Annotated in this window: 21 protein-coding genes and 1 pseudogene; 8 read left to right on the top strand and 14 right to left on the bottom strand. The window is 70.8% G+C overall.

Annotated elements, in window-relative coordinates; translation table 11 throughout:
* Nucleotides 1-131 precede the first annotated feature (131 nt).
* Nucleotides 132-1,850 (top strand): DUF2264 domain-containing protein, encoded by a 1,719-nt coding sequence (locus tag ABZ471_RS01610; protein ID WP_359061288.1) that lies wholly within the window; start codon nt 132-134, stop codon nt 1,848-1,850.
* On the opposite strand, the gene ABZ471_RS01605 is transcribed toward ABZ471_RS01610, so the two are convergent.
* Complete coding sequence (locus tag ABZ471_RS01605) at nt 1,795-3,183, bottom strand: hypothetical protein (RefSeq protein WP_359061191.1); 1,389 nt, start codon at nt 3,181-3,183, stop codon at nt 1,795-1,797. The two genes, ABZ471_RS01610 and ABZ471_RS01605, sit on opposite strands and share 56 nt — an antisense overlap.
* A 77-nt stretch (nt 3,184-3,260) precedes the next feature.
* Between ABZ471_RS01605 and ABZ471_RS01600 the strand changes: the two genes are divergently transcribed.
* Nucleotides 3,261-3,629: a VOC family protein gene (locus tag ABZ471_RS01600; protein WP_359061189.1), complete on the top strand. Its 369-nt coding sequence runs from the start codon at nt 3,261-3,263 to the stop codon at nt 3,627-3,629.
* Between the two features lie 59 nt (nt 3,630-3,688).
* The gene (locus ABZ471_RS01595; protein WP_359061187.1) at nt 3,689-4,498 is read left to right on the top strand and encodes an isocitrate lyase/phosphoenolpyruvate mutase family protein; all 810 of its coding nucleotides are present in this window, start codon (nt 3,689-3,691) and stop codon (nt 4,496-4,498) included.
* Here ABZ471_RS01595 and ABZ471_RS01590 read toward each other — a convergent pair.
* The 12 genes and pseudogenes from ABZ471_RS01590 to ABZ471_RS01535 all read right to left on the bottom strand — a co-directional run bounded on the left by ABZ471_RS01590 (nt 4,432) and on the right by ABZ471_RS01535 (nt 19,452).
* Complete coding sequence (locus tag ABZ471_RS01590) at nt 4,432-5,148, bottom strand: alpha/beta hydrolase (protein WP_359061186.1); 717 nt, start codon at nt 5,146-5,148, stop codon at nt 4,432-4,434. The two genes, ABZ471_RS01595 and ABZ471_RS01590, sit on opposite strands and share 67 nt — an antisense overlap.
* A complete protein-coding gene (locus ABZ471_RS01585; RefSeq protein ID WP_359061184.1) occupies nt 5,141-5,725 on the bottom strand; it encodes a TetR-like C-terminal domain-containing protein in 585 nt (194 codons plus the stop codon). Before ABZ471_RS01585 ends, ABZ471_RS01590 begins: the two co-directional genes overlap by 8 nt.
* Nucleotides 5,726-5,811: 86 nt before the next feature.
* On the bottom strand, nt 5,812-7,128 hold the full coding sequence (locus ABZ471_RS01580) for a jacalin-like lectin (RefSeq protein ID WP_359061286.1): 1,317 nt from the start codon (nt 7,126-7,128) through the stop codon (nt 5,812-5,814).
* A 231-nt stretch (nt 7,129-7,359) separates the two neighbouring features.
* Nucleotides 7,360-7,533: pseudogene (locus ABZ471_RS01575) on the bottom strand (ABC transporter ATP-binding protein); the annotation flags it as partial.
* Nucleotides 7,530-8,705, bottom strand: coding sequence for an MFS transporter (locus tag ABZ471_RS01570; RefSeq protein ID WP_359061182.1), 1,176 nt, complete (start codon nt 8,703-8,705; stop codon nt 7,530-7,532). The pseudogene ABZ471_RS01575 and the gene ABZ471_RS01570, both read right to left, overlap by 4 nt.
* Nucleotides 8,702-11,593 (bottom strand): glycoside hydrolase family 2 TIM barrel-domain containing protein, encoded by a 2,892-nt coding sequence (locus ABZ471_RS01565; protein ID WP_359061180.1) that lies wholly within the window; start codon nt 11,591-11,593, stop codon nt 8,702-8,704. The genes ABZ471_RS01570 and ABZ471_RS01565 overlap by 4 nt, the downstream gene beginning before the upstream one ends.
* 12 nt (nt 11,594-11,605) lie before the next feature.
* Nucleotides 11,606-12,478, bottom strand: coding sequence for a carbohydrate ABC transporter permease (locus tag ABZ471_RS01560; RefSeq protein ID WP_359061178.1), 873 nt, complete (start codon nt 12,476-12,478; stop codon nt 11,606-11,608).
* Nucleotides 12,475-13,443: a sugar ABC transporter permease gene (locus ABZ471_RS01555; RefSeq protein WP_359061176.1), complete on the bottom strand. Its 969-nt coding sequence runs from the start codon at nt 13,441-13,443 to the stop codon at nt 12,475-12,477. Before ABZ471_RS01555 ends, ABZ471_RS01560 begins: the two co-directional genes overlap by 4 nt.
* A gap of 20 nt (nt 13,444-13,463) precedes the next feature.
* Complete coding sequence (locus ABZ471_RS01550) at nt 13,464-14,726, bottom strand: sugar ABC transporter substrate-binding protein (RefSeq protein ID WP_359061174.1); 1,263 nt, start codon at nt 14,724-14,726, stop codon at nt 13,464-13,466.
* A gap of 240 nt (nt 14,727-14,966) precedes the next feature.
* On the bottom strand, nt 14,967-16,820 hold the full coding sequence (locus tag ABZ471_RS01545) for a glycoside hydrolase (RefSeq protein ID WP_359061172.1): 1,854 nt from the start codon (nt 16,818-16,820) through the stop codon (nt 14,967-14,969).
* An 11-nt stretch (nt 16,821-16,831) separates the two neighbouring features.
* Nucleotides 16,832-18,085 (bottom strand): ROK family transcriptional regulator, encoded by a 1,254-nt coding sequence (locus ABZ471_RS01540; RefSeq protein ID WP_359061170.1) that lies wholly within the window; start codon nt 18,083-18,085, stop codon nt 16,832-16,834.
* Nucleotides 18,086-18,180: 95 nt separating this feature from the next.
* Nucleotides 18,181-19,452: an FAD-binding protein gene (locus ABZ471_RS01535; RefSeq protein WP_359061168.1), complete on the bottom strand. Its 1,272-nt coding sequence runs from the start codon at nt 19,450-19,452 to the stop codon at nt 18,181-18,183.
* A 108-nt stretch (nt 19,453-19,560) separates the two neighbouring features.
* On the opposite strand from ABZ471_RS01535, the gene ABZ471_RS01530 reads away from it, so the two are divergent.
* The 4 genes from ABZ471_RS01530 (at nt 19,561) to ABZ471_RS01515 (ending at nt 24,480) form a co-directional block, all read left to right on the top strand.
* Nucleotides 19,561-20,568, top strand: a complete 1,008-nt coding sequence (locus ABZ471_RS01530) for a hydroxyacid dehydrogenase (RefSeq protein WP_359061166.1) — start codon at nt 19,561-19,563, stop codon at nt 20,566-20,568.
* Nucleotides 20,569-20,684: 116 nt separating this feature from the next.
* Complete coding sequence (locus ABZ471_RS01525) at nt 20,685-21,359, top strand: pyridoxamine 5'-phosphate oxidase family protein (protein ID WP_359061164.1); 675 nt, start codon at nt 20,685-20,687, stop codon at nt 21,357-21,359.
* A 57-nt stretch (nt 21,360-21,416) separates the two neighbouring features.
* Nucleotides 21,417-22,736, top strand: a complete 1,320-nt coding sequence (locus ABZ471_RS01520) for a radical SAM protein (RefSeq protein WP_359061162.1) — start codon at nt 21,417-21,419, stop codon at nt 22,734-22,736.
* A 235-nt stretch (nt 22,737-22,971) separates the two neighbouring features.
* Nucleotides 22,972-24,480 (top strand): cellulose binding domain-containing protein, encoded by a 1,509-nt coding sequence (locus ABZ471_RS01515; RefSeq protein ID WP_359061160.1) that lies wholly within the window; start codon nt 22,972-22,974, stop codon nt 24,478-24,480.
* A 180-nt stretch (nt 24,481-24,660) separates the two neighbouring features.
* Here the strand turns inward: ABZ471_RS01515 and ABZ471_RS01510 are convergent, their stop codons facing one another.
* Nucleotides 24,661-25,230 carry an SDR family NAD(P)-dependent oxidoreductase gene (locus ABZ471_RS01510; protein ID WP_359061158.1) on the bottom strand — a complete coding sequence of 190 codons (570 nt, stop codon included), beginning with the start codon at nt 25,228-25,230 and terminating at the stop codon, nt 24,661-24,663.
* Nucleotides 25,231-25,848: 618 nt separating this feature from the next.
* Between ABZ471_RS01510 and rsgA the strand changes: the two genes are divergently transcribed.
* On the top strand, nt 25,849-26,943 hold the full coding sequence (gene rsgA, locus ABZ471_RS01505) for a ribosome small subunit-dependent GTPase A (protein WP_359061156.1): 1,095 nt from the start codon (nt 25,849-25,851) through the stop codon (nt 26,941-26,943).
* The last annotated feature ends 2 nt before the right edge of the window (nt 26,944-26,945 follow it).

Below are 26,945 nucleotides of genomic sequence, written 5' to 3'. Positions count from 1 at the left end.
GCAAACAGTGGACGGTAGACGGCAAACAGTGGCCGGTGGTCGGTCGACCGTAGATCGTAGACGGAAGCCCCGGGGTCACCGGACCCGGGCGCCGCCCCGGGCCCGTCAGGAAAGGAAAGCCACCCGCCGTGATCGAACTGCCCGCCGACGACCGCTCCGCGAGCCCCTGTACCGGCTACACCCGCGCCCACTGGGAAGCCGCCGCCGACGCGCTGCTCGCCGCCGTCGAGCCCTGTGCCACCGCCGACCGCGCCCTCTACCACCTCCCCGGCGACCACGTGAGCCACGCGGGCCACCTCTCCGACGGCCTGGAGGGATACGCCCGGACCCTGCTGCTGGCCGCCTTCCGCCGTGACGAGACCGCGCTCGGCCGCTACGCCGAGGGCCTCGCGGCCGGTCCCGGCGGAGTCTGGCCCGAGATCGCCGACCGCAGCCAGCCGCTCGTCGAGGCCGCCTCCATCGCTCTCGCCCTGCGGCTGACCCGCCCCCTGCTGTGGGACCGCCTGGACCAGTCGGTGCGCGAGCGCACGGCGGCCTGGCTGACGGACGCGCTGGCCGCCGAACCCTGGCCCTGCAACTGGGAGTTGTTCCCGGTCACCGTCGGCGGCTTCCTCGCGGAGATCGGCCACGCACCCGAGGCGGCCCGCAAGGCGATCGACCGCGGCCTCGCGCGCATCGAGGACTGGTACGTCGGCGACGGCTGGTACACCGACGGTGACGGCCGCAAGTACGACTACTACAACGGCTGGGCCATGCACCTCTACCCGGTGCTCCACGCCTGGCTGGCCGACGACGCCGAGCTGCTGGAGCTGTACGGCGGCCGGCTCGAACGCCATCTCTCCGACTACGCCCGCCTGTTCGGCGGCGACGGCGCACCCCTGCACCAGGGCCGCTCGCTGACGTACCGGTTCGCGACCACGGCCCCGCTGTGGCTGGGCGCGCTCACCGGCCGAACGCCCCTCACGGCGGGCGAGACACGGCGGCTGGCCTCCGGAGCGCTCAGGTACTTCCTGGACCGGGGCGCCGTGGACTCCCACGGGCTGCTGACCCTCGGCTGGCACGGCCCGGACGAGGCGGTCCTGCAGACCTACTCGGGGCCGGCGTCCCCGTACTGGGCGAGCAAGGGCTTCCTGGGGCTCCTGCTGCCGCCGGACCACGAGGTGTGGACGGCCGCCGAGGAGCCGGGCCCGGCGGAGCGCGCCGATGCGGTGACGGCGATCGCGGGTCCCAACTGGCTGCTGCAGTCCACCCGTTCGGACGGAGTGGTCCGCCTCCACAATCACGGCAGCGAGGACATCCGCTACGACCCGTACTACACGCGGTTCGCGTACTCCACGGTCACGCGGCCTCTCGGGTCGCCGCCCGACAACATCGTCATGGTCGGCGGCGACCCGGTCCGCACGGGCATCGTGCCACTGGGCGTGGGGGAGGGCTGGGCGGCCTCCCGGTACACGGTGGCCTCCGGGGCGGAGGTGACCAGCCTCGTCGTGGCCGACGGCGCGGTGGAGGTGCGGGCCCATCTGGTGGCGGGGGCGGACCCCGGCACCGAGGTGCACATCACCGGATGGGTGCCGTGGGAGGACGAGAAGGCCGAACTCGTCCCGGTCCACGGCCTGTCGGACGGCTTCGCCCTCTCCGGAACGACCGGCGACACCCCCACCCTGTTCGTGGCCCTCGCCCGTCTCACCGCGGAACCCGACCCCCTGTCCCTCGGGGACCTGGCGACCGTGGAGGTGCGGGGGGACCACGACCTGAGTGTCCGCTGGGCCTCGGGAGAGGTCAGGCAGTTCCGGTTCACGGCTTCAGACGGGCGATCCGCAGCGTCGTCGTGGTCGGTGACGCCCCGCTGAGGGGGGTGGCGTAGGACGGGGTGACGGGCGCGTAGGCCCAGGTGAGGGAGCCGTTCTTGAGGACCGCGACGTCACCGGTGATCCGCGCGCTCACCACCTTGTCGGCGCTGACGAACTTGCCGCTCCAGTCGACGAGCCGCAGATGCGTGCCCGTGAAGGTGCCGGTGCAGGTGCCCGCCGAGCACTTGGCGTTCTTCAGGGACTCCCAGGACAGCAGCAGCTTGTCCTTGCCGTACGGGGCGAGGTGCACGTTGACGTGCTCGGTGCCCTTGGCGGTGGAGAGGTACATCGCCTTGCCGGGACCGGAGTCGCGGTTCTTGAGGAAGGCGATCGCCAGCTGGTGGGTGCTGGTCCTCGGGGTGACCGTCCGGCCGCGGCCGCTGGAGTCGTCCGGGTTCTTCTTGGCGAAGGCGGCGCCCCGGGAGGCGAAGGCGGTCGCGTACCTGCCGGTGGAGGACTTCACCAGGTCGCCGGTGCGGCTCGGGAACGTGCCCCCGCAGTAGCCTGCCCAGCACTGCTCGCGCTGCACCACCGGGGCCTCGTCCGGGGCGCCGATGCCGGTGGAGACGAAGAGCCCCGAGCGCCAGTCGTCGAAGCAGAGGGAGGTGAAGGCGCCGGAGGTCTCGGCTTGCAGGGCGATTCCCTCGTTGTGGCTGCAGCCCCAGCTCCAACCGCCGCTGAGCTTCGCGCCCTTGGTGCTGATGTACGACAGCTTGTCGCCGTAGTGGCCGTCCGCGAAGCCGCCCGCGCCGTGGACGACGAAGTAGGCGCCGTACTTGGTGCCGTTCCAGGTGAGCCGGCCGTCCAGGGTGGGGGCGGTGTCGTGGGAGGCGGTGCCGGTCAGCTCGGTGCGCCAGGTCTGCCTGCCGCCGGTGTAGCGGACGATGGCGGCGGCGGTCTCGTTCCACTTGTTGCTGTCGGAGACCCGGGTCAGGAGCGCGAAGCCGTCGTTGTGGGCGACCAGGCCGCCGACCTCCTCGGTGCCCTTGACGACCGTGTCCGCGCCGGAGCGCTTGCCGGCCGCCGTGAGCGGGGTGACGTGGACGCCGTCCGCGGCCGGCCAGGCGACCCGCAGGGTGCCGTCGGGGGCGGCCGCGGTGGCGGTGCGGTTCCACTCGCGGGTGTTGTTGTAACCCGCCGACAGGTACGGGTACTTGGCGCTCAGGCTCACGGCGGTGCTGGTGACCGTGAGGCCGGGGGAGCCGGTCGGCGCCGCCCCGGCGGTCGCGTACCACGCCCCGGCGAGCACCCCGGCCGCCGCCAGGGCGCCGATCGCGGGCTTGCGGGCCACCCTGACCCGGCGGTGGTGTGTCGTGCGTCGTGCAGATGTCATGCCCTTGGGTGGCCGCCGGGCCGGGAAAGGTTGCCGCACGTTGCCCTTTCTCACCGCCGCCGACGAGAATCCCGCACATGACTTCCAAGATCCGCCATGTGACGATCGACTGCGCCGACGCCTACGCCCTGGGCAGCTTCTGGTCGAAGGTGCTGGAACAGCCCCTGCACGAGGACGACCACCCGGGCGACGAGATGGCCCTGATCGAGGGTGCGGGCCTGCTCTTCATCACCGTGCCGGACGCCAAGACCGTCAAGAACCGGGTCCACTTCGACCTCCAGCCCCAGGACCGCAGCCGCGACGAGGAGGTCGAGCGGGTGCTCGCCCTCGGTGCCACCCTGGTGGACGACCGGCGTAACGCCGACGGCACGGGCTGGGCGGTCCTCGCCGACCCCGAGGGCAACGAGTTCTGTGTGGAGCGCAGCGCGGCGGAGCGCGGGGAGTAGGAGGGGCAACTCCGCACAGTTCGGCGGGCGCCGAAACGACCCGCGCCTAGCGTGGGCGTATGACCGCAGAGCCTGCCGCGACACCCTTCGCCGCACTCCACCACCGCCACGGCGAGCCGCTGCTTCTGCCCAACGCCTGGGACCACGCCTCGGCCGCCGCCCTCGCGGCCCGCGGCTTTCCCGCGATCGGCACCACCAGTCTCGCCGTGGCGGCGGCCGTCGGACTTCCCGACGGCCAGGCCGCGACCCGCGACCACACGCTGCGCCTCGCCCTCACCCTCGGCCCGGAGCCGTACCTGCTCTCCGTCGACGCCGAGGACGGCTTCTCCGGCGACCCTGACGAAGTCGCCGACCTGGCACGGCAGTTGTGGGCCGTCGGGGTCGTCGGCATCAACTTGGAGGACGGGCTCGGGCCGACCGCCCGCCACGCCGCGAAGCTCGCCGCGGTGAAGGCTGCCGTGCCCGGCCTGTTCGTCAACGCCCGCACGGACACCTATTGGCTGGGCGACGGCGACGAGACGGACACCCTGCGCCGCCTCCACGCCTACCAACGGGCGGGCGCCGACGGGGTGTTCGTGCCCGGGCTGACCGACCCCGGCCGGATCGAAACCCTCGTCCGGCACGTCGAGGCCCCGCTCAACCTCCTCTACTCGCCCGCCGGACCCACTGTTCCCCAGCTCGCCCGCCTCGGCGTCCGCCGCATCAGCCTCGGCTCGCTGCTCTACCGGCGGGCGCTGGGCGCGGCCCTGGACGCGGTGGCCGACATCGCGGCCGGGCGGGTACCGGGCGGTACGACACCCTCCTACGACGAGGTGCGTGCACTGGAGAGGAGTGTTTCGGCGAGGACGTCGGCGAACTCCACGGGGTGATCCAGGGTGCCGATATGCCCGCCCGGGAACTCCACCCGTCGACTGCCGAAGCGATCGGCGAGCGACTCGCCGGTGCGGTAGAGGAGTTGGCCGCGCGAGTCGGTGCCGACCGCGAGGGTGAGACGGTGCTCGGGGGCGGTGAGGGAGGGTAGGTGGGCGGAGAACGGGCGCAGGACGTGGGCGAGGAAGATGCCCATCGGGGTTGCGTCGGCGCCCTCGGCGGGCGGCCGTCCGGGGCCGTCCAGCTGCCCGATCAGCTCCTCCCGCCGCTCCCGGCCGTCCGGCAGCACCGTCACACACGGCGGCTCGTGCGCCACCACGTGCGCCAGGCGCCGCGGGTGCCTGGTGAGCAGGTCGAGGACGGCGATGCCGCCGGAGCTGGTCCCGAACACGTAGGCCTGCTCGTCCGGGGGCAGCACCGTCTCCAGCACGCGGTGCGCCCCCTCGCTCCAGTCCGCCGGACGCTGGTCCGGGACCGGCTGGCCGAGCCGGCCGTGGGCGAGGCCCAGCGGGTCGTACGTCACCACGGTGAAGCGCTGCGCCAGCCGCTCGACGAGCGGGCCGAGCCCCATGGGGTGCCCGGCACCGCCCGGCACGAGCAGGAGGACGGGACCGCTGCCCGTGACGTCGTGATGAAGGGGTTCAGTCATCGTTCTTCTGCTCCCGGGGCCAGTGTGTGAGGGCGAGGTGCAGGGCTTCGACCGCCTTGTCCCAGGAGGCCTGGACGTCGCGGGCCGCGCCGAAGCCGCCCGTGGACTCCAGGGCGCAGTAGCCGTGGAAGGTGCTGCGCAGCAGACGGACGGCGTCCGTCAGATCCGGCTCGTCCAGGCCGTAGGCGCGCAGCATGCCGTAGGTGATCTCGGCCGTGCGGCGCAGGGCGGGGGAGCCGGCGATCAGGGCCTGGTCGATACGGATCTGGGTGGCCGCGTACCGGCCCGGGTGCTCCAGCGCGTACGCCCGGTACGCGCTCGCGAACGCGGCCAGCGCGTCCTGCCCGGCCCGGCCCGCCACGGCCGCCGCGATCCGGTCGATCAGCTCGCCGCCCGCGTGCAGCGCGAGCCGGGTGCGCAGGTCGTTGAGGTTCCGGACGTGCGAGTACAGACTCGCGTCCTTCACCCCGAAGCGCCGGGCCAGCGCGGACAGGCTGACGTTCTCGAAGCCCGCCTCGTCGGCGAGGTCGGCGGCGGCCGCGACCAGCCGGTCGACGGTGAGTCCCGCACGTGCCATGAGCCACCTCCTTGGATGCCTAGGGATTATCCTAGGGTATCTAGGTAGGTGGCCGGGCGTCTGCGTGGGGGCGTGTCCGGGCGGCCTCAGTCGATCGGGGCGTACAACACCCCCAGCTTGTCGATCTCGTCGCCCGAGCGGCCGGTGAAGCCGACGATCTGCCAGCCGGACGGCGCGGTGAAGGTGGTGGTGTCCGTGGTCGCCGTACCGGCGGACAGGGTGCGCCCCCTGTCGGTGCCGAAGGAGGCCGAGAAGATCCGCGTACGGCCGTCCTTCTGACCCTCCGTCAGCTTGACCGAGGAGAGGTGCTCGCCGGCGCCCAGGGTGAGGGAGACGGCCGTACCGCCGGTGCCGCCGTGCGCGAGGACCGTACCGTCGTCGTGGGTCAGGGAGACCGCGTCCAGGCGGGCGTCGCCGCGCAGGGTCAGCGTGCGGGGGACGACAGCGGCCGGGAGGTCGTCGGCGTCGTTGAAGGCCGTGCCGTGCGGCCCGCCGAAGAAGCCGCTCGCACGGAGCTTCGGGTTGAGGGTGTAGGAGAAGTCGACGGTGTGCGGGAAGTGGTCGGAGAGGTTCCCGCCGCTGGAGTCGACGAACTCGGCCCACTCGTCGTTGTAGCGGGTCGCGTCGAGGGAGAGCAGGTCGCTGCCGCGGAAGAGGACCTTGTCGACGACCTCGCAGCCGTTCGACGGGGCCGACGTCGGGCACAGCAACGGGTCGGCGCCCTGTGCGGGGGCCGTGCCGCCCTTCACCAGCCGCACCCAGGCATCGGTCAGACCGTTGTCGTTCACGAGCGTGCGGATGTTGTCGCCGGCGCGCGTGTAGCGGGTGTTGGTGTCGCCCATGACGATCACCGCGTTGCCGGCCGAGTTGGCCTGGATGAACGCCGACACCTGGGCGATGTTGGCGCGGCGCGCGGCGAGGGCGTCGTCCGTGTCGTCGGCGTTGGGGTGCAGGTTGTACAGGTCGACGTACACGCCCTCGGCCACGCGCACCCGCGCCAGCGTGAATCCTTTCGGGGTCAGGCAGTTGGTGCCGGTGCAGGCGTTCCACCTGACCCTTTCGAAGTCCTCGAAGGGGTACTTCGAGAGGGTGTTGAGCCCGTCGCCGATGCCGGCACCGCCGCTGGTCGCCGTGCGGTAGGGATGGTTGTCGCCCGCGTACAGCGCCGCGTGGTAGTTGAAGTCCTCCTGGACGTTCACGATGTCGTACCCGGCCAACCTGGGTGAGATCAACGGAGTATTGGTCGCCGGACGACTGGAGCTGAGGCCCTCCGGAAGGCCGGCCACGTTGTACGTGAGCACGCTGAACGAGCCGGAGGTCGCAGCCTGGGCGGTGCCGGCGGAGGCGGACATCCCGGCGAGGGTCAGCGCGCCGGCCGCGAGGGCGGTGAGGAGTCGTCTCATGGGTCGCATGACTCTCATGCTCATCTCAACACCACTGATTTTGAAGGGTAGTTGAGAAAACTGTTCAACATTAATACATGACGTGAGAGTGCCGCTTGAACCGCTGAAGCGGCGGTGCCGCCGACCGGCCGGCCGCCGGTTGTCCGGCTCCGGCTCCCGTCATCCGTTCACCCCCGTGTAGTGCCCGAGGCTCCACCGCCACAGCAGCCGCGCCCCCAGGTACGCCGCCACGCCGAGCAGGGCGAGGAGTTCACCGGGGGCGACGTCGAAGGAGATGTCGCAGACGGCGTGCTTGGCCACGCGCTCCGGGTTGACCAGCGAACGGAGCGCCCCCGCGAAACCGGGACGGCGGACGGTGGTGCGGAAGGTGCGGGACAGGCCGCGCACCTGGATGCTGCCGGTCACTCGAGGAACCTCCGGGTCAGTCGGATCAGCCATAGGGTCGCCGCGAGCGAGGCGGCGGACAGCGCCGTGAGCAGCCACGGGACCGCCTGGATGCCCGAGGCCTCGATGCCCGCCCCGAGCAGCGGCGGCGCTGCCACGCCACCGATCAACGAGGCGGCGATCACCCAGGCCCCTGCGCGTCGGGCCTGCGGCAGAGCCCTGTTCAGCCAGGGCAGTCCGGTCGGGAAGACCGGCGCGATGAACAGACCGACTCCGGCGTACGCCACCGGCGCCGCCCCTTCGACGAGCGCCAGCAGCAGGCACACCGTCATGCCCGCCGCGCACACGGTGAGGATCCGCTCCGGCGGGTACCGCAGCGTCAGGGGGACGACGAGGAAGCGGCCCGCCGTCATCATCAGCCAGTACACGGAGGTCGCCGAGGCGGCCACGGCCGCGCTGTGACCGACGGTCTCCAGATGCGTGGGCTCCCAGCCGCCGACGCCCGCCTCCACCGCGACGTTGAGGATGTAGAGGGCGAGGAAGCCCAGGAGGATGCGGGGGAGCCCGAGGGCGCCCCGGGATGACGCGGATGATGTGTTGCCGGATGCCTGTGTCCGTACGCCCCTTGAGCCGACGAGCGTCAGCAGCGCCGCCAGTGCCGCGCATGCCCCGAACCCCCAGGCGTAGTCGTCCGGGCCCGCCCACGCCACCACCGCCGGGCCGAGAACCGCACCGATGCCGAAGTGGGCGTTGAGGACGTTCAGCATGGCCGTGGAGCGGTCGCCGAAGCCGACGGCGAAGAGTTGGTTGAGGCCGTAGTCGATGCCGCCGAAGCCGAGGCCGCCGAGGAACGCGGCGGCCAGGGCCATCGGCCAGCCCGGGGCGAGCGCGAAGCCCGCGCCGCCCACCGCCATCAGAACGTAACCGGCCGCCAGCAGCGAACGGTTGCTGATCCGGGAATGCACGGCGTTGAAGACGAGCACGCCCGCCACCCCGCCGGTGAAGTGCAGACTCAGACCGAGGCCCGCGCCCGAGGGGGACAGACCGAACTCGGCACGCAGGCCGGGGACCGCCGGGCCGTAGAGCGCCTGGAGCATGCCGATGAGGACGAAGCCCCCGCAGGACGCGACCGCGGCCGGCCGGGTGAACAGCCGCCGGCCGGCCGCGGAGGTCGTCAGGACCGTGTCAGTCAACTGGTCTCCGAAGAGGAGTCCGGCGAAGGGGTCTGCGAGAACACGAAGGAGAACTGCGCGGGCTCGGCCCGCAGGTGGTACTGGGGCAGCGGGCCGGGTCCGCAGGACTGGGAGCCGAGGCCGTGCAGGCCGTGGTCGAGGTTGACCCACACCGTTGCGCCGGGCGTGAGGTCGGTGCGGTGGGCGGCCGCATCCAGCTGCTCGGTCGTCCAGCGGCGGGCGGAGAAGAAGAACTCCGGGTCGCCCTCGATGCGCAGGCCGCCGATCTCCGCCCAGCGGACGTCGGCGCGGGCGCCGTTCTCCTGCGGACGGACGTACGGCGTCTGTAGATCATCCACGGTCGACTGCCAGCGGTCGACGGTATACGCCATCCTGCTGTCCGGATACGCCTCACCCGGGCCGCCGCCGTACCACTGCACACGGTCGGCTGTATTCAATCCGAAGCGGATGCCGAGCCGGGGCAGTGGAACGGTCCAGTCGCCTTCGGGTGTCACGGATACGGTCAGCTGTAGACGATTCCCGTCCGACGTCCAGCGGTATACGGTCGACAGTCCGATCTCCCAGGCCGCAGGCGCCACCCGGGTGCGCACCGTCAGCGCGTCGTCGCCCAGCTCCACCGCTTCCAGCCGGTGCCGCATGCGGTGCAGACCGAGCTTGCGCCACAGCAGGCCGTAGCGGAGGTCGGTCTGCCAGGCAGCGCCGTCGTCGTTGTCGGTGGTCGCCCGCCACACGTCCACCCGCAGCCCCGAGACGTCCACCCCGCCGATCGTCCGCAGCGCGCCCGTGCGCGCGTCGAAGGAGGCCGGGCCGAGGGTGATCCGCCCGTCTCCGAGCACCGGACCGTCGGTCGCCGCGACCGACGGCGCCTGCCGCGCGGACACGGCGAACTGGCCCCAGGCCACGACATGGTCCTTCGGCGCCCACGGGGTCTCGTCGGCGAGCACCGCCCGTACCGTCCAGTGGGCCTCGCCGGCCGGCGTCGCGGCGGGCGGCTCGGGCAGCTTCACCTCGGCCGACTCGCCGGGCGCCAGCGCGGGCACCGGCAGGGCACCGGAGCCGACCGTCTCGCCGTCCACCTGGTAGGACCACGTGAACGCCAGCGCCGACAGGTCGGCGAAGTCGTACTTGTTGGTGACGCGGACGGTCCGGCCCGAGCCGTCGGCCTCGATGCCGACCGGTTCGATCACCTTCTTGTACTCGACCAGGCCGGGGGAGGGCTGCCGGTCGGGGAAGAGCAGGCCGTCGCAGACGAAGTTGCCGTCGTGCAGCTCCTCGCCGAAGTCACCGCCGTAGGCGTAGCCGTACCGCTCGTCCCTGATGCCGTGGTCGATCCACTCCCAGATGAAGCCGCCCTGGAGCCGCTCGTACGTCTCGAAGATCCGCTGATAGTCGGCGAGTCCGCCGGGGCCGTTGCCCATGGCGTGCCCGTACTCGCAGAGAATGAAGGGGAGTTCGCGGCGCCTGTGCGTGCCGCCGTCCAGGCCGCGGCCGATCCGCTCGACCTCGGCGTGGTCGGCGTACATCCGCGAGTACATGTCCGTGTCACGGCAGCCGAGATCGCCCTCGTAGTGCACGAGCCGTGAGGAGTCGCGGCCGTGGATCCACTCGGCCATCGCGGTGAGGCCGCGGCCGGTGCCGGCCTCGTTGCCGAGGGACCAGATCACGACCGAGGGGTGGTTCTTGTCCCGCTCGACCATCCGGCCGGCGCGGTCGAGCAGCGCCGGGGTCCAGCGGTCGTCGTCGACCGGGTTGCCCCGCCACGCCTGCTCGGTGAAGCCGTGGGTCTCCAGGTCGCACTCGTCGATCACCCACAGGCCCAGCTCGTCGCACAGGTCCAGGAAGGCGGGGTGCGGCGGGTAGTGGGAGGTGCGGACGGCGTTGATGTTGTGCCGCTTCATCAGCAGCACGTCCTCGCGCATGGTGTCCGGGTCGAGCGCCCGGCCCAGCTCTGGGTGCCACTCGTGCCGGTTGACCCCCTTGAAGAGGACCGCCCGGCCATTGACCTTGATCAGGCCGTCCGACAGCTCCACCGTGCGGAAGCCGATGCGCAGCGGTACCCGCTCGCCCTCGGTGGCCAGCACACCGTCGTACAGCCGCGGACGCTCCGCCGACCAGGGCTCGGCCGGCACCGTCACCGGCTCGCCGGTCGGGATGTCGATGCCGAGGTCCGGGACGGTCACCCGGCCGTCCACGTCGGAGTCGACACGCAGAGTGCCGGTGCCGGTGACATGGTCGTAGGAGGCGTGCACGAAGAAGTCGAGGGCGCTGCCCGCCGGGCGGTGCAGCAGGGTGACGTCACGGAAGATGCCGGGCAGCCACCACTGGTCCTGGTCTTCCAGGTAGGAGCCCGCCGACCACTGGTGGACACGGACCGCCAGTACATTGCCTACAGTCTTCAGCAGATGGCCGACCGCGAACTCGTGCGGCAGCCGGGAGCCCTTGAACTCGCCGATGTCGGTGCCGTTCAGCCACACCCGGGCGCAGGACTCCACGCCGTCGAAGCGCAGCACCGCCCCGCCGCCGGCCGGCCAGTCCTGCGGCAGGTCGAAGACGCGCAGATGGTCTCCGGTGGGGTTCTCGGTCGGCACGCGGGGCGGGTCGACCGGGAACGGGTAGAGGTGGTTGGTGTAGATGGGGGATCCGAAGGAGCCGCCGCCCTGGAGGACCCAGTGGCCGGGGACCGACACCTCCGCCCAGCCGCCGGCGTCGTAGCCCTCCTCCGCGAAGGAGTCGTCCTCGGCGTCGGCCGTGTCCGACAGCCTGAAGCGCCAGCTGCCGTTCAGTGAGAGGGACTCGGCGTCCGAGGACGCGTACCAGGCGCGGGGCGGCAGGGCCCCGGAGCCCGGCGAGACGTCCTCGACGTAGTCGGTGGTGGTGTGCAAAGACATCGGTCTCCTAGCTCAGCCCTTGATGCCGGTCTGTGCGATTCCCTGTACCAGCCAGCGTTGGAGGAAGAGGAACACGAAGAGCAGGGGCAGGATGGAAATGGCGGTCGCCATGAAGATCAGGTGGTAGTTGACGGTCTGGTTGGTCATGTACGACGACAGCGCGACCTGGACCGTCCAGGCGCTCGGATCCTGGCCGATGACCAGCGGCCACAGGAAGGCGTTCCAGCCGCTGATGAAGGTGATCGTCGCCATGGCGGCGAAGAAGTTCAGTGAGTTCGGTACGACGACCCGCCAGTACGCGCTCCAGTGGCTCAGCCCGTCCACGCGCGCCGCCTCCTCCAGCTCCTTCGGGAACCCGAGGAAGTACTGCCGGAAGAGGAAGCAGGTGAAACCACTGAACAGGCCCGGGATGATCAGACCCCGGTAGGTGTCCACCCAGCCGAGGGAGGAGACCAGGACGAAGCTCGGCACGAAGGTGACGGCGGTGGGGACCATCAGGGTCGCGAGGACGGCGTAGAAGATTTTGTTGGCGTGCCGGTAGGGGATGCGGGCGAGGCCGTAGCCGGCCATGGAGCAGATCAGGAGGATGCCGGCGGTCATGAGGACGGCCATGACCGTCGAGTTCCACAGGGCCCTGCCGAAGTCGACCGTCTCGTCGTCGAACAGCTCGCTGATGTTGCCCCACCGCAGGTGTGTGGGGAACCATTTCCAGTTCTCTCCCGTGATCTCCGGGTCCGTCGACAGTGCGTTGCGGACGATCAGGTAGAAGGGGAGCAGGAAGAGCACGGCGGCGACGCTGACGGCGAGGTACAGGCCCGTGTTGCCGAGGACGCTCCCGCGCCTGACGCGATGCGTTGTGTCCGACGAGGGTGTCTGGGTGGTCACTTGGCCTCCTCACCCCTTCCGAAGCCCATGATCTTGCCCTGGAGCAGGGTGATGACGCAGATCAGTGCGGTCAGGATGACTGCTCCCGCGCTGCCGGAGCCGTAGTCCTGGTTGGCGCCGAGGGCTGTCTTGTAGAGCTGCATGAGAGGCGTCTGACCCCAGGTCGCCCTGGTCGTGATGATGTTGTAGAACTCGTCGAAGGCCTGGTAGGCGGCGATGAGCAGCAGCAGGATCACCGCGGTGGAGGTCGCGCGCAGCTGCGGCAGCGTGATGTACCGGAAGGTCTGCCAGCCGGGCTTGGCACCGTCGATCGAGGCGGCCTCGTACAGCTCCGCCGGGATGTTCTGCAGCGCCGCCAGGAACAGGATCATGTAGAAGCCGGCCTGCAGCCACAGCCGTACGGTCACGATGACCAGCCAGTACCAGGGCGGGCTCGGGTTGGACACCCAGGCGACGTTGTCGGCGCCGAACCAGCCGAGCACCGTGTTGGCCAGGCCGAACCGGACCCCGTTGAAGACGGCCATCTTCCAGATGAGGGCGGCGGCGACATAGGAGCAGGCGGTGGGCAGGAAGAACACCGACCGGAAGAACGCCCGCATGAACCGCAGCCGGTGCACCAGCAGTGCCAGACCCAGCGAGAGTGCCCAGGTGGTCGGCACGATGAAGGCGGCGAAGACGGTGAAGGTCACCAGCGAGCCGGTGAAGTCGCTGTTCGTCAGCATGTGCCGGTAGTTGGCGAAGCCGACGAAGTCGCTGGGCGTGACGGTGAAGCGGGCGTCGAAGAAGCTGAGCCAGATGCTCCAGCCGATGGGGACGAAGACGAAGATCACCAGGCCGATGAGGAACGGCCCGGTGAAGAGCCAGAAGTTCAGGGTGTTGGCGGCCCGCAGGCTCCGCCGCGGCCGGGTCCTGGAGGTCTTGGCCGGGGTGGGGCGCGCGGTGCCACGCGTGGTGGTGGTCGACATGTCGTGGTCCGTCCGTCGACCTATCCGAAGAGCTTCTTGAGCTCGCGGTCGATCTTCTTGTCGCAGGCGTCGAGCGCGGCCTCCGGGTCCCCGCCCTTGCGGACGCAGTCGGCCATGACGGCGTCCCAGGCGCTGTACATGGCCTGCGTCCAGCTGATGTTGTCGAAGTGCCCGTAGGTGTTGAAGAGCTTCACGCCCTCCGAGGGCAGACCCGACTTGAGCTTGCCGGCCTGCGCGGCGATCGACGTGCGCGGCGGGATGTGGAACCCGTAGGACGTGGCGAAGTCCTCCTGGTACTTCCTCTGGTCGAGCCACAGCCACTTCACGTATTCCTTGGCCGCGTCCACGTTGCTGCCCTTGGCGTTGACGAACATCGACCAACCGCCGTTGTAGACCGAGGGCCTTCCGCTGCTGCCGACCTTCGGGAAGGCGAAGACGCCGAGATCGTCGCCGAGCGCCTGCTGCATCACGGGCATCGCCCACATGCCGCAGAACTGGATGGCACACAGCCCCTGGCTGATCGCGGACGGGTCCCAGAAGTCGGCCGGGGCGTCCAGCAGCAGGTTGCCGCTGGAGAACAGCTTGCGGAGCAGGCGCAGGCCGTCGACGACCGCGTCGGTGTGGTAGCCGATCTCGTTCTTCTCGGTGAGAGGCTCGGCGCCGGCCGACCAGATCAGCGGCAGCTCGATCGCGTGCAGGTCATTGCCGAGGAAGAGGCCCTTGACCTTGGAGGTGGTGAGCTTGTCGGCAGCCTCGATCAGTTCGTCCAGGGTGGTCGGCACGGAGACGTTCGCTTTCTCCAGCATCGACTTCCGGTAGAAGAAGAACTGCGGGTCGTCGATCATCCGGACGCCGTAGATCTTGCCGTCGAACGTGTGCGACGTGATGTCGGCCGGATTGAAGTCGTCCTTGACCGGGTCGATGATGTCGGACAGGTCCGCCACCTGGCCGCTCTTGACCATCTGGATCTGCGGGTGGAACTCGAAGACGTCCGGCGCCTGCTTGGTGAGCAGAGCGGCGAAGAGCTTGGTCTCGTAGTCGGCTCCGGTGATCCACTGTGTGGACACGTCGGCCTTGTCGTATGCCTTCGCGTACCGCTTGACCGCCTGCTCGACCCCGGCCTCGCCGTACGCGTGGAAGTACTGGACCAGGTTCTTGCCCGAACCGGAGCCGCCGCCACGGCCGTTGTTGCCGCCGCATGCGGCGAGCGTGCCGGCGGCGGCCAGGCCCGCTGCGGCCCGGAAGATCGATCGGCGGTCCCAGGTGCTGCTCTGTGCCGACATGCTGACGTCCTTGTCTGTCGAGTACTGCTGCGGCTCTCCGCGTGACTGCCAGATGGCTCGAAGTGCTGTGCGGTGCGGGGACGTTAACCTTCGGCTAAGCCTTCGGCAAGGGGTCGAACGAAGTCTGTTCGAAGTGTTGTGTCTGGTTCGGAATCCCGAACATAGGGAGGGAGAGAGGGAGTTGAGGGCCGCCGGGTCAGGGACGTGACCGGCGGCCCTCGGCCCGCGGGGAGCGGCCGACTACTGTCTGGTCCAGGCCTCGTTGCTGCCGCCGGTGCAGCTGTAGAGGATCACCTTGCTGCCGTCGGCGGTCGCCTGCCCGCTGACGTCGAGGCACTGGCCCGAGGCCTCATTGACGATCTGCCCGTTGGAGTTCAGCAGCCAACGCTGAGTGCCGTCACCGGTCGCGGCGGCCGATGTCAGCCCCGAAGTCCCGGCCGTCAGGTAACCGTCGGACCCCTTCAGGGTGCCCTGTGCGTCGTACGACCACGCCTGTCCGGCCGCGCCCGTGCACGTGGCGATCGCCGCGCCCGAGGCGTCGGCGGTCAGGCACTTGCCGGACTGCTTGCCCACCAGCGCACCGGTCAGCGCCGAACTGCCGTGCCCCTTCTGGTCGAAGACGTACGTCGTGACCGAACGGGCCGCGAGCGTCGCCGAGACCGTGCCGCCGCGCACGGCCGGCTTCGCGGCCTTCGCCCAGTTCTCGTCCGCCGAAGTGCGCACCGCCTGCGTGGCCCGCACCGGCGTACGGCTGTTGAAGTGCAGGTTCAGCGCGGTGTCGGTGGTGTTGTGGTTGTTCACCACGACCACCCACGTACCGTCCCGGTCGTAGGACGACACCTCCACGCCGTCCGGCGCGCCGGTCACGTCGTGCGCAACCGAGCCCGGCTTCACGAACTTGCTGTACTGGCCCAGCGCGTAGTAGCGCTTGGTGAAGTACAGGGTCTGGTTGCCGTTCGTGGCGTAGTCCGGGTCGTAGTAGATCAGGCCGTCGTTCCAGCCGTCGCCGTTCTTCGCGAGCGGGTCGCTGCCGATCATCTCCGACAGCGCCACCCACCACTGGAACGCCGAGTCGTGGGCGGTCGCGAAGTCCTTGTGGATGATCCGGGACAGGTTCAGGCCGCCGTCGATCGTCGGGTCGTACTCCTGCGCCCAGCCGGTGCCGCCCTTGCCGAAGCAGCAGATCTCCGTCGACCAGGACTCCTTGCCGGCCGCCCTGGAGGTCTCGTACACCTTCGCCCGGTCCGCGTCGGACGGGTTGTCGTAGGTGTGGTGAGCGAGCTTGGACACGTACTGGGCCGTGCCCGGCTGCGAGATCCACTGCGGGACCTCGGAGTTGAACTTGACGGTGCTGGTCGACTCGTCGGCGATGATGCCCGTCCTCTGGTGCCGGGCCCGCTGCTCGGCGCCGAGTGCGCGCACGATGTCGTCCCGCTGGGACGGGTCGACGAGCATGCCCTCCTGACCGCAGGAGTCGAAGCTGTTCGTCGGCTCGTTGAAGGGACTGATGTAGTCGAACTGCACGCCCTGCCGGGCGAAGTGGTCGGTGACGTCGGCGACGTACCGGGCGAAGTCCTGCTCGTTCTCCGCCTTCAGATAGCCGCCGCAGCTCTTGCCGTTCGTCTTCCACGCCGCCGGCGCGCTGTTGACGAACCCGATCAGGTCCTTGACGCCGTACTTGGCGGCGGCGTACAGGAAGTACCGGCCGGCCTGGTCCTTGCTCCAGTCGTAACCGCCGTCCGGTTTCAGGAAGTCCTCGGGGGCGCGCGGCGCGTAGGTCACGCCGGTGCCGCCCCCGCCGATGTTGTAGCGGTACGCGCTCAGGTCCAGGCCCTGTTTCGAGAACAGCAGCTTGGCGACCCGCGCCTGGACCTCGGGGTCGAAGTTCTTCAGGTCGTTGACCCACCAGGCGCCCGAGGCGCCTATGTCGTCGATGGTCTGGGCTGCGTGGGGGGAGACCTCTGCCGTCGCGGGTTCGGCGGCGTTCGCGGCCGGGGAGGTGAGGAGCGGGCCGGTGACAGCCAGTGCGGCCGCGGCTGTCAGCAGGACCGATCTCCTGCGGGCGGGAACGGTGCGGGGGTGAGACACGTGCATCCCTTCCGTCGTCATGAAGGCGGTGCGGTACGGCTCCTTGCAGGTGCGGTGGTGCGCTTGGTGGTGCCGGTCCTCTGCCCGACGGACTGCAGAGCACCCTCGAGCGCGAACGTGGCCGCGCCCAGGGACACCGGGTCGGTGGGGATCGGGGAGAGGACGATCTCGGTGGCGGCCAGCGGCCGCCTCAGCGCGTGCCGGGCGACGGCCGCGCGCACCTCGCCGAGCAGCGGCTCGCCCAGCCGGGACGCCACCCAGCTGCTGAGCACGACCACTTCGGGGTTGAGGAGGTTGATCAGGTCGGAGATCCCGGCGCCCAGGTAGCGGGCGGTGTCCCGGACCACCTTGAGCGCGACGGGATCCTCTGCGGCGACCGCCCCGGCCAGCGCGTCGATGGTGGCCGTCTGGTCCCCGGGGTGCAAGAGAGCGGACTGCGGACTGAGTTCGCGCAGGTTCTGCATGATGCCGGGCGCGCCGACGTACGTCTCCACGCAGCCGTGGTTGCCGCAGTGGCACAGCCGCCCGTCCAGCACCAGCGTGGTGTGCCCCCACTCGCCGGCGCTGTTGCTCACACCCCGGTGCAGGCCGCCGCCGAGGGCCAGGCCGGCGCCGACGCCCGTGCCGAGGTTGACCACCACGGCGTCCCCGCGGCCCCGCGCCGCCCCGAACCACAGCTCGGCGATCGCGCAGGCGCGCAGCGGATTGTCCAAGTACAGGGGGTGGGCGATGTGTTCGGCGAGCAGATCGAGCAACGGCACGTCGTGCCAGTTCCAGTTGGGCGCGTACTCGGCGATCCCGGTGTCCCGGTCCACCTGGCCCGGCACGCTCACCCCGACGCCGAGCACCCGGGCCGCCTCGACCCCGGCCTGCGCGACCACCGAGCCGACGGCGGCGGCGACATGGCCGACCACCTGCTCCGGCCGGCTCTCGCCGGGCCGCATGTCCTCGTCGGCGCGGGCCAGCACGTTCAGCGCCAGGTCGAACAGCTCGACATGGACGTACGTCTCCGCGATGTCGACGCCGATCAGCGCGCCCCCCGAGGCGTTGACGGCGACCAGCCCCCGGGGGCGGCCCCCCGCGGAGTCCTCGAAGCCGACCTCGGTGATCATGCGCAGGTCCAGCAGCTCGCCGACGAGCGTGGCGACCGTGGCCAGGCTCAGTCCGGTGGCGGCGGCCAGTTCCTGCCGGGAGGTGGGAGACTCGGCGATGATCTGGCGCAGCACCTCGTAGCGGTTCGCGGTGCGGATGTCACGTGATGTGCGCTTCACGGAGCTGCCCCTCCCATCCCGTCAGGCCGGGCCGGGGCGGGGTGGGCACCGGCGCGGCGTCAGGCTATGGGCTGGGAGGGACGTTCGACAAGGGCTTAGGAAAGGGGGTGTAGAAAGTCTCCCAGGACATCCCGGACGAAGGCGTTGGTGAACTTGCCGGTGGGGTCCAGGGACTGGGCCAGATGCCGGAAGTCGGCCAGGTGTGTATACCGTCCACGGAGTACCGTCGACGGCACGGTGAAGACCTTGCCCCAGTGCGGGCGCGGATCGAAGGGCTCCAGTGCCTCCTCCACCCGGCGGACCACCGGCAGCACGGCCTCCGTGTCCGCGATCCAGGTGAAGTGCAGGGCCACGGAGTCGCGGCCGTGGGCCGGGCTGAGCCACTGCGGGTCCGCGGCGATCGTACGCACCTCGCAGGTCTGCAGTACGCCGGCGACCGCCGACCGAATATCGTCGATTGCATACAGCGCATCGACGGCCGTCGACCGCGGCAGCAGATACTCCGACTGCAACTCCTCACCACTGCTCGGCGTGAACTGTGCCCGGAAGTGCGGTAGCCGCTCGTGCCACGGCCCCGGCACCCCGAACTGCTGCGTGCAGTTACCCGCGGGCATCCCGGGCACAGGGTGCAGTGCCTCGGTCGCGGCAGCGGCCCACGGGAAGTCCACCGGCGCCTGGTCGGTGCGGCGCTTGACCCAGACCTGCCGGAAGCCCGGCGCCCCCCAGTCGGTGAACAGACTCACGCTGTACGCCGACGCCGCCACAGCCGCGTAGTCCAGCCCGTCCAGCGGAAGTTCGGTGAACACGTACTGCTCGACCTCGTAGGCCGGCTCCAGGTCCAGGGTGAGCCCGCTGACCACGCCGAGCGCGCCGAGCGAGGTCACGGCACCGTCGAAGCGGGCGTCCCCCCGGCCGATCGACACCACCGATCCGTCCGCCGTGACCAGCTCCACCTCCCGCACCGCCGCCGCGAGCGGGCCGTTGCCCACCCCCGAGCCATGGGTGCCGGTCGCCACCGAGCCGGCCACCGAGATGTGCGGCAGTGAGGCCATGTTGGGCAGCGCGAGGCCGTGGGCGTGGACCCTGCGGGCCAGCTCGGCGTACCGGACGCCGCCCGAGACCCGCACCGTACGGGCCGCGGTGTCCACGTCGATCAGCGGCGGCAGACTGGCGATCGACAGGAGTACGCCGTCGCCGCCGGGGTCGGCGATCCGGTTGAAGGAGTGGCCGCTGCCCAGCACCCGTACTCTCGCGCTGCCGGCCACCAGGGTCCTGAGCGCGTCGAACGTGTCCGGCCGGTGGAACGCCCCGGCCCTGTAGGTGATGTTGCGCGCCCAGTTGGTGACCGTAGGCGCCGTGTCCGTCATCCCTGTCGTCCTTCCCGCAAGCGCATGTCCGTTGACCCTCTCTTTCGCCGGGACCTAACTTAGAGAGCGGTTGCTGTCCGCAGGTCACCGAGTCGGAGGGGTACGTCCTTGCCCGAGCGTCCGCAGGCGCTGTTCGCCATGGCGGCCCGCAACGTGCCGCACGTCTTTCCGCCGGAGCTGCTCGCCCGGTTGTGTGAGCACGTGGAGATCGATCCCGGGCTGGTGGCGCAGGACTTCACCGACCCCCGGCTTCGAGAGCCCCTCGCCCGCACCGAGGTCCTGATCACCGGCTGGGGCTGCCCCCGCCTGGACGCGGCCGCCCTGGACGCGGCCCCGGAACTGCGCGCGGTGCTGCACGCGGCCGGCTCGGTCAAGGGCTTCACCACGCCCGAGGTCTGGCGGCGCGGCATCGTCGTCTCCTCGGCCGCCGCCGCCAACGCGCTGCCGGTCGCCGAATACACCCTCGCGATGATCCTGCTCGCCGGAAAGGACGTGTTCGCCCAGCGCGACCTGCTGCGCACCCGCCGCACCTTCCCCTACGGCGACCTCGTCCCCGGCATCGGCAACCACGGCCGCCGCGTCGGCATCGTCGGCGCCTCCCGCGTCGGCCGTCGCCTCATCGAACTGCTCCGGCCCCACGACCTGAGGGCGAGTCTCGCCGACCCGTACGTCGACGAGGCCGAGGCCGCCCGGCTCGGCGTGCCCCTGCTGTCCCTCGACGACCTGCTGCGCACCTCGGAGATCGTCACCCTGCACGCCCCGCAGACCCCGGAGACCCGGCATCTGGTCGGCGCCCGCGAACTCGCCCTGATGCCCACCGGATCCGTGCTCGTCAACACCGCGCGCGGAGCCCTGGTCGACCATGACGCGCTGACTGCGGAACTGCGCACCGGACGCCTGAGCGCCGTGCTGGATGTGACCGACCCCGAGCCGCTGCCCGCCGACTCCCCGCTGTTCGACCTGCCCAACGCCTTCGTGACCCCGCACCTCGCCGGTTCCCAGGGCAATGAGGTGGCCCGGCTCGGGCGGACGGTGGTGGAGGAAGCCGGTCGACTGTCGGCGGGCGACGGTCTTCTGTATGCAGTCGACCGCGCGGAGCTGGAGCGAACGGCGTGACGAGGGTTCGCGCGAGCGATGCGTCGATCAACTGATTCGGTTGTGCAGGTGGCTCACGCCTTCGTTTTCAGCAAAGGTATGGCCAATAATCTGCGATTTCGGTAACTTCGGTGGACATGACGTCTCACCCGCTCGACCCCCGGCTTCCGCAGACCGACCTCACCCGCCACCGCCGCCTGCGCGAGCAGGGCAGTCTGGAGCGGGCCGATCTCGACGCGATCCTGGACGCCGGTTTCGTCTGTCACCTGGGCGTGGTGGTCGAAGGGCGGCCGGTGGTCGTCCCGACCGTGTACGGACGGGACGAGCGGCAGCTGTACGTCCACGGATCCGTGGCCGGCCGCAGCCTGGCCGGTGATCTCCCGGTCTGTGTGACCGTCACGCACGTCGACGGGCTGGTGCTCGCCCGGTCCGTCTTCGAGCACGGGGTGAACTACCGCAGCGCCATGATCCACGGCACCGCCCGCAAGGTCACCGGTCCTGAGCAGAAGCTGGAGGGGCTCCGCCGGCTCACCGAGCAGGCGACGCCGGGGCAGTGGTCGTACGCCCGGCGGCCGAACCGGAAGGAACTCGCCGCCACCACCCTCCTCGCCCTCTCCCTCGAAGAGGCCTCCGTCAAGATCCGGACCGGCGCTCCCGACGACGGCGACGGCCCCGACGCGGAACTCGGCCTGTGGGCCGGAGTCCTGCCGCTGACCTCCGTCTGGGGCGAGCCCGTGCCCGACCCGGCGCTGCCGGCCGACACCGCCGTACCGGGCCACGTCGCGCGGCGTGCGGGGACCCGGCACGGCTGACGCGGGAGCGGGGGCATACGGTGAGAGGCGAACGCCTGAGCCGGGAGGAGATTACGGATGGGCAGTCGCACCGCGCTGGTCGAGGATCTGATGGAGCGTTTCCCGCATGTGCCACGGGAGGCCGTCTTCAAGGAGGACCTGCTCCGCGGCGGCGTCGCCTTCGACCCGTCCGCCCTCAGTGACAACGAGAGCGGCGAGGTCAAGCCGAAGTCGTACTTCATCTTCTCCTTCGACCACGGCACCCTGCCCGAACTGGGCGAGGCGGCGCTGCGCCGGCCCCCGGAGGAGATCGTCCTCACCGGCGGCCCGTACGACCTGCGCCGTACGGTGGTCTCCGTACGGGTGAACCCTGCCTCGCCGTACCGGGTCGCCGCCGACGAGGAGGGGCTGCTCGGGCTGTACCTCGACGGGAAGCGGATCGCCGACGTCGGTGTGCCGCCGATGCCCGAGTACTACCGGCACACGCTCTCCAACGGGAAGTCCGTCATGGAGGTGGCACCCACCATCCAGTGGGGCTATCTGATCTACCTCACCGTCTTCCGGGTCTGCCAGTACTTCGGCGCCAAGGAGGAGTGCCAGTACTGCGACATCAACCACAACTGGCGCCAGCACAAGGCCGCCGGTCGACCGTATACAGGAGTCAAGGACGTCGAGGAGGTCCTCGAGGCCCTCGAGATCATCGACCGGTACGACACCCAGAAGGCGTCCACCGCCTACACCCTCACCGGCGGCGCCATCACCAAGACGGTGGCGGGGCGGGACGAGGCCGATTTCTACGGCCACTACGCCAAGGCCATCGAGGAGCGCTTCCCGGGCCGCTGGATCGGCAAGGTCGTCGCGCAGGCGCTGCCGAAGGCGGACGTGCAGCGGTTCAAGGACTACGGCGTGCAGATCTACCACCCCAACTTCGAGGTGTGGGACCGCCGGCTGTTCGAGCTGTACTGCCCCGGCAAGGAGCGCTACGTCGGCCGGGACGAGTGGCACCGGCGGATTCTGGACTCGGCGGAGATCTTCGGCGCGCGGAACGTGATCCCCAACTTCGTGGCGGGCGTGGAGATGGCCGAGCCGTTCGGTTTCACCACCGTCGACGAGGCCATCGCCTCCACCACCGAGGGCCTGCGCTTCTTCATGTCGCACGGCATCACGCCGCGCTTCACCACCTGGTGCCCCGAACCCACCACCCCGCTCGGCAAGGCCAACCCGCAGGGCGCGCCGCTGGAGTACCACATCCGGCTCCTGGAGGCCTACCGGGCCACGATGGACGAATTCGGCCTCTCCTCGCCCCCCGGCTACGGCCTGCCCGGACCCGGCCGTGCGGTGTTCTCCGTCAGCTCCTTCATGGACAGCCTGCCCGCCGCCGACCCGGTGGAGGTGTGATCCGTCCCGGCGAACCGGCGAGAGGGTGAGCGGAACGGCACCCGTATCCGTATCAGAGGCCGGAGTTATGGGCACGGGCGGCCACGGTCACATCACGCGACCTTCTGGTCACCGGATTTGAATACGGCGCTTGTCAGTTGTGTCGAAGACGTGAAAGGCTCCTGCCGCCGCGAGGTTCCCTCCAACTCCATTCCCCCTATGGTGAGTTGACCTCGCTCGTGGATGCAGGAGTCCCATGTCCGACCTGCCGACCCCCCAGGACGCCACCGAGGCCGCGCTGTTCTCGGAGTGCTGGGACGCCGTGCTCTCGTACGCCGACCTGTGCACCTCCGGCTCCCTGACGGCGCATCAGCTGGCCACCGAGGCGTTCACTCTCGGCATGCGCGAGGTGCGCGGCGCCGGGACCGTGCCCGTGCGCGGCACCGCCCGGCGCGTCGGCCGGCTGCCGATGATCCCGGAGCTGCTGACCGCCGTGCGCAACACGGCCGCGGGCTGGGAGGCCGACGGCCAGGGCCACAAGCTGGATCCCGACCTGAGGCTGTGGCTCAACTCGGGCCAGGCCGCCCGCTACACCGGCCCGCCGCTGCAGCGCCCGGTCGCGCTGCGCGGCCTCAGGGACATGCAGGACGCGGACGCCTCGCTGCTGTGGCTCGCCGAGGTGGAGGCGCTGCCCCTGCCCACCGTGGCCCGTCGGCTCGGCCTCGACCCGGCCACCGTCACCGAGGAACTCGACCAGGTCCGCGCCCTGTTCCGGGACCGCTGCCACCGTGCGCACGTCGACACCCCGATGGACGCGCAGTGCCGCAGCTATGCCCGTCTGCTGGACGCCGTCACCCGCTCGCCGGCCGCGGACACGCCGGGCGACCTCTCCCGGCACCTCGCCACCTGTGTGCAGTGCGCCGAGGCCGCCGCCTGCCTGCGGCTGCACGGGGGCGGCCTGCCCGCCGCGCTGGTCGGCGGGGTCGTCGGCTGGGGCGGCCTCGCCTATCTGGAGCGCCGGCGCCGCGCCGCCGAGGTCCGTCTGGGTGCGGGCCGGCCGGGCGCGGCCGAGGCCGACCCCGGCGACCCGAAGGAGAGCGCCGGCCGCAGCCGCGTCCTGCGCAACGGCCTGCTCGCCGCCGCCGTCCTGCTCTCGGTGCTGGCGCTCGGGGTGTCGATGATGCCGTTCGACGGCTCGGGCGACGCGGGCGACGGCAAGGCGGCCGCCGCCCGCGACGACCGGCAGCCGGTCGCGGACCCCGACATCCCCGACACCGCCGGCACCGCGTCCGGCACCGCCACCGAGCCGACCCCTTCCCGCACGCCTTCCGCCACCCCCTCGGCGACCGCGATCAAGGGCCGGTCCGGCCGGAAGGACCCCGGCCCCGAACCCCAGGGCACCTCCTCCGCCACCACCGGCAGCAGCCCGAGCCGTACGACCGCACCCGCCACCGCCTGCCGGGTCGCCTACAACCTGGACAGCCAGTGGCCCGACGGCTTCCAGGCCACCGTCACCGTCACCACCGACAAGGCCCTCACCGGCTGGCAGGTCGCCTGGACCTTCGGCGACGGCCAGCAGGTCGGCCAGATGTGGGACGCGACGGTCCACCAGAACGGCTCCCGCGTCACCGCCACCGCCGCCGACTACAACAAGTCCGTCGCCGCGCACTCCACCCTGAGCTTCGGCTTCCTCGCGACATGGCAGGGCGAGAACGGGGCGCCGTACGGCTTCACGCTCAACGGCGCGGCCTGCGCGACGAACTGACGGCGGCTGCGGCTGCGGCTGCGGCTGCGGCTGTGACCGCGGCCGCGACCGGGCGGGCCGGCGCCGGAGGCGGGCCAGAGCGATCACGCACGCCCGGATGGCGTGCGTTGCCCACGAGCGGAGCGAGGAGATGCCGACCGATGACTGTCTGAGCTGGGCGCTGCCCTCGAAGGCGTCCGCTCAGATGGCGGTGGAGAGTGCCACGTGACGCCATTGGTCGAGTTCACGTCGCACCAGATCCGGCTTCGCCTCGACGCGCTCGACCGCGTCCGCGCCCAACTGCAGGCGCAGCGGCGGCTCGGCGGCCTCGGTGACGTCGACGACGGCTTTGGCCGCCTTCGCCGGATCGCCCGGCTGGCGGCCGTCGTTCTTGGCCAGCGCCTCGCGCACCGGTCCCGCGCCGGCGACGTAGTCAACGATTCCGGCTGGTTCGACCTGGATGCCGGAGCTGTTGAGGAAGTCGGTGCGAAAGCCGCCCGGCTCTATGATCGTGACGCGGACGCCGAGCGGGGCCAACTCGCCGTGCAGTGCCTCGGGAATGCCCTCGAGGGCGAATTTCGACGCGCCGTACAGGCCCACCGCCGGAGCGGTGGCGAAGCCGCCCACGGAACCGATGTTCAGGACATGTCCGGATCGCTGAGCACGCAAAGTCGGCAGGGTCGGCGGCGTGCCGCTGGTGTACGCGGTGGTGGCCAGCAGCGCCTTCCCAGGGGCGGAGCCGCCTGTCGCTGTCCAAGAGCGGCGGTACATGGACGCTGCCCTGCGGTCGGGCACCAACGCCGATCTCGCAGCCGGAGCCCGCACGCTGGTCGCGGTCGAGCCGCAGGCGCACCTGTCTCCCCCCGAGAAACTCCGGCAACAGCCGGCAGTCGTAGGGGCAGAGACAGTGGTGACGATCGGTCCTGATCGGGATGCGGCGCGCGCCTTCGGCCCGACCCGAATGCCCGCGCGAACTGGGAACCGGCCTTCCTGGGCGATGCTCTCGGGCACGTCGGTCACGTGTTCCCTCGTCGCAGCCTAGTAGTCACATGGTCCGGGTGACCGGAAGCCTCGACCACCGCTGCGCAGGTCGCCCCCGTCCACGAGCACCAGCGGAACCCGATGAGGCTCCTCGATCAGTACGGCCTGTGACCCTGCCGGAAAATCGGTGGTGCCCGAGTGTGCGCGCGTCTAGGGTTGGGCTCGCTTCGTGCGGTGGCTGTTGGCCACTGCTGTCGGCCGAGTGAGTAACGGGAGGTGTGACCAATGACTGTCACTGTGCTGGGCGTTGCCCTCATCCAGGAGTTCATCAAGTCCACCTCCGTGGCCACCGGCTGACCTGTCCGCGCCGTACGCGCTCGCCGGGGCCACCCTTGTGAAGGGTCTCCCTTGACTTCCAGCTCCACTGTTTTCGCCGCGCTGGCTCCCTACGGCTGGGACGAGGCCTGGGCCGACGCGTTCACTGTGCACGAGTCCGAAGGGCTGCTGCCCGGGCGGGTGATCCGGGTCGACCGCGGCCAGTGCGACGTGGTCACCGCGGGCGGTGTGCTGCGCGCCGACACCGCCTTCGTCACCCCGCACGACCCGATGCGGGTCGTGTGCACCGGCGACTGGGTCGCCGTCGAACCCGGCGGCACCCCCCGCTATGTGCGTGCGTATCTGCCGCGCCGCACCGCCTTCGTGCGCTCCACCTCCTCCAAGCGGTCCGAGGGGCAGATCCTCGCGGCCAACGTCGACCACGCCGTCGTCGCCGTGTCCCTCGCCGTCGAACTCGACCTCGGCCGCGTCGAACGGTTCCTGGCCCTGGCGTGGGAGTCCGGCGCACAGCCCGTGGTCGTCCTCACCAAGGCCGACCTCGTGCCGGACCCGGTGACGCTGGCCCACCTCGTCCAGGACGTCGAGACGACCGCGCCCGGCGTGCCCGTGCTCACCGTCAGCGCCCTGCACGGCGACGGCCTCGACACGCTGGTCGCCCTCGTCGGCTCGGGCACGTCCGTGCTGCTCGGACAGTCCGGCGCCGGCAAGTCCACCCTCGCCAACGCCCTCGTCGGCGAGGACGTCATGGACGTACAGACCGCCCGTGACGTGGACGGCAAGGGCCGGCACACCACGACCACCCGCAACCTGCTGCCCCTGCCCTCCGGGGGCGTGCTGATCGACACCCCCGGGCTGCGGGGCGTGGGCCTGTTCGACGCCGAGAGCGGGGTCGGGCAGGTGTTCTCCGAGATCGAGGAACTGGCCGAGCAGTGCCGTTTCCACGACTGCGCGCACGAGTCCGAGCCCGGCTGCGCGGTCCGCTCCGCCGTGGACAGCGGGCAGCTTCCGGTCCGCCGGCTGGAGAGCTACCGCAAGCTGATGCGGGAGAACCAGCGGATCGTCGCCAAGACGGACGCACGGCTCCGGGCCGAGATCAGGAAGGACTGGAAGCGGAAGGGGGCGGAGGGCAGGGCCGCGATGGAGGCCAAGCGGGGCCGCCTGTCGTAGGG

The sequence above is a fragment of the Streptomyces sp. NPDC005728 genome, from assembly GCF_040630895.1.
Taxonomy (GTDB): Bacteria; Actinomycetota; Actinomycetes; order Streptomycetales; family Streptomycetaceae; genus Streptomyces.
Note: the sequence above shows the minus strand (reverse complement) of the source record. Positions and strands in the feature narration are given on the sequence as shown.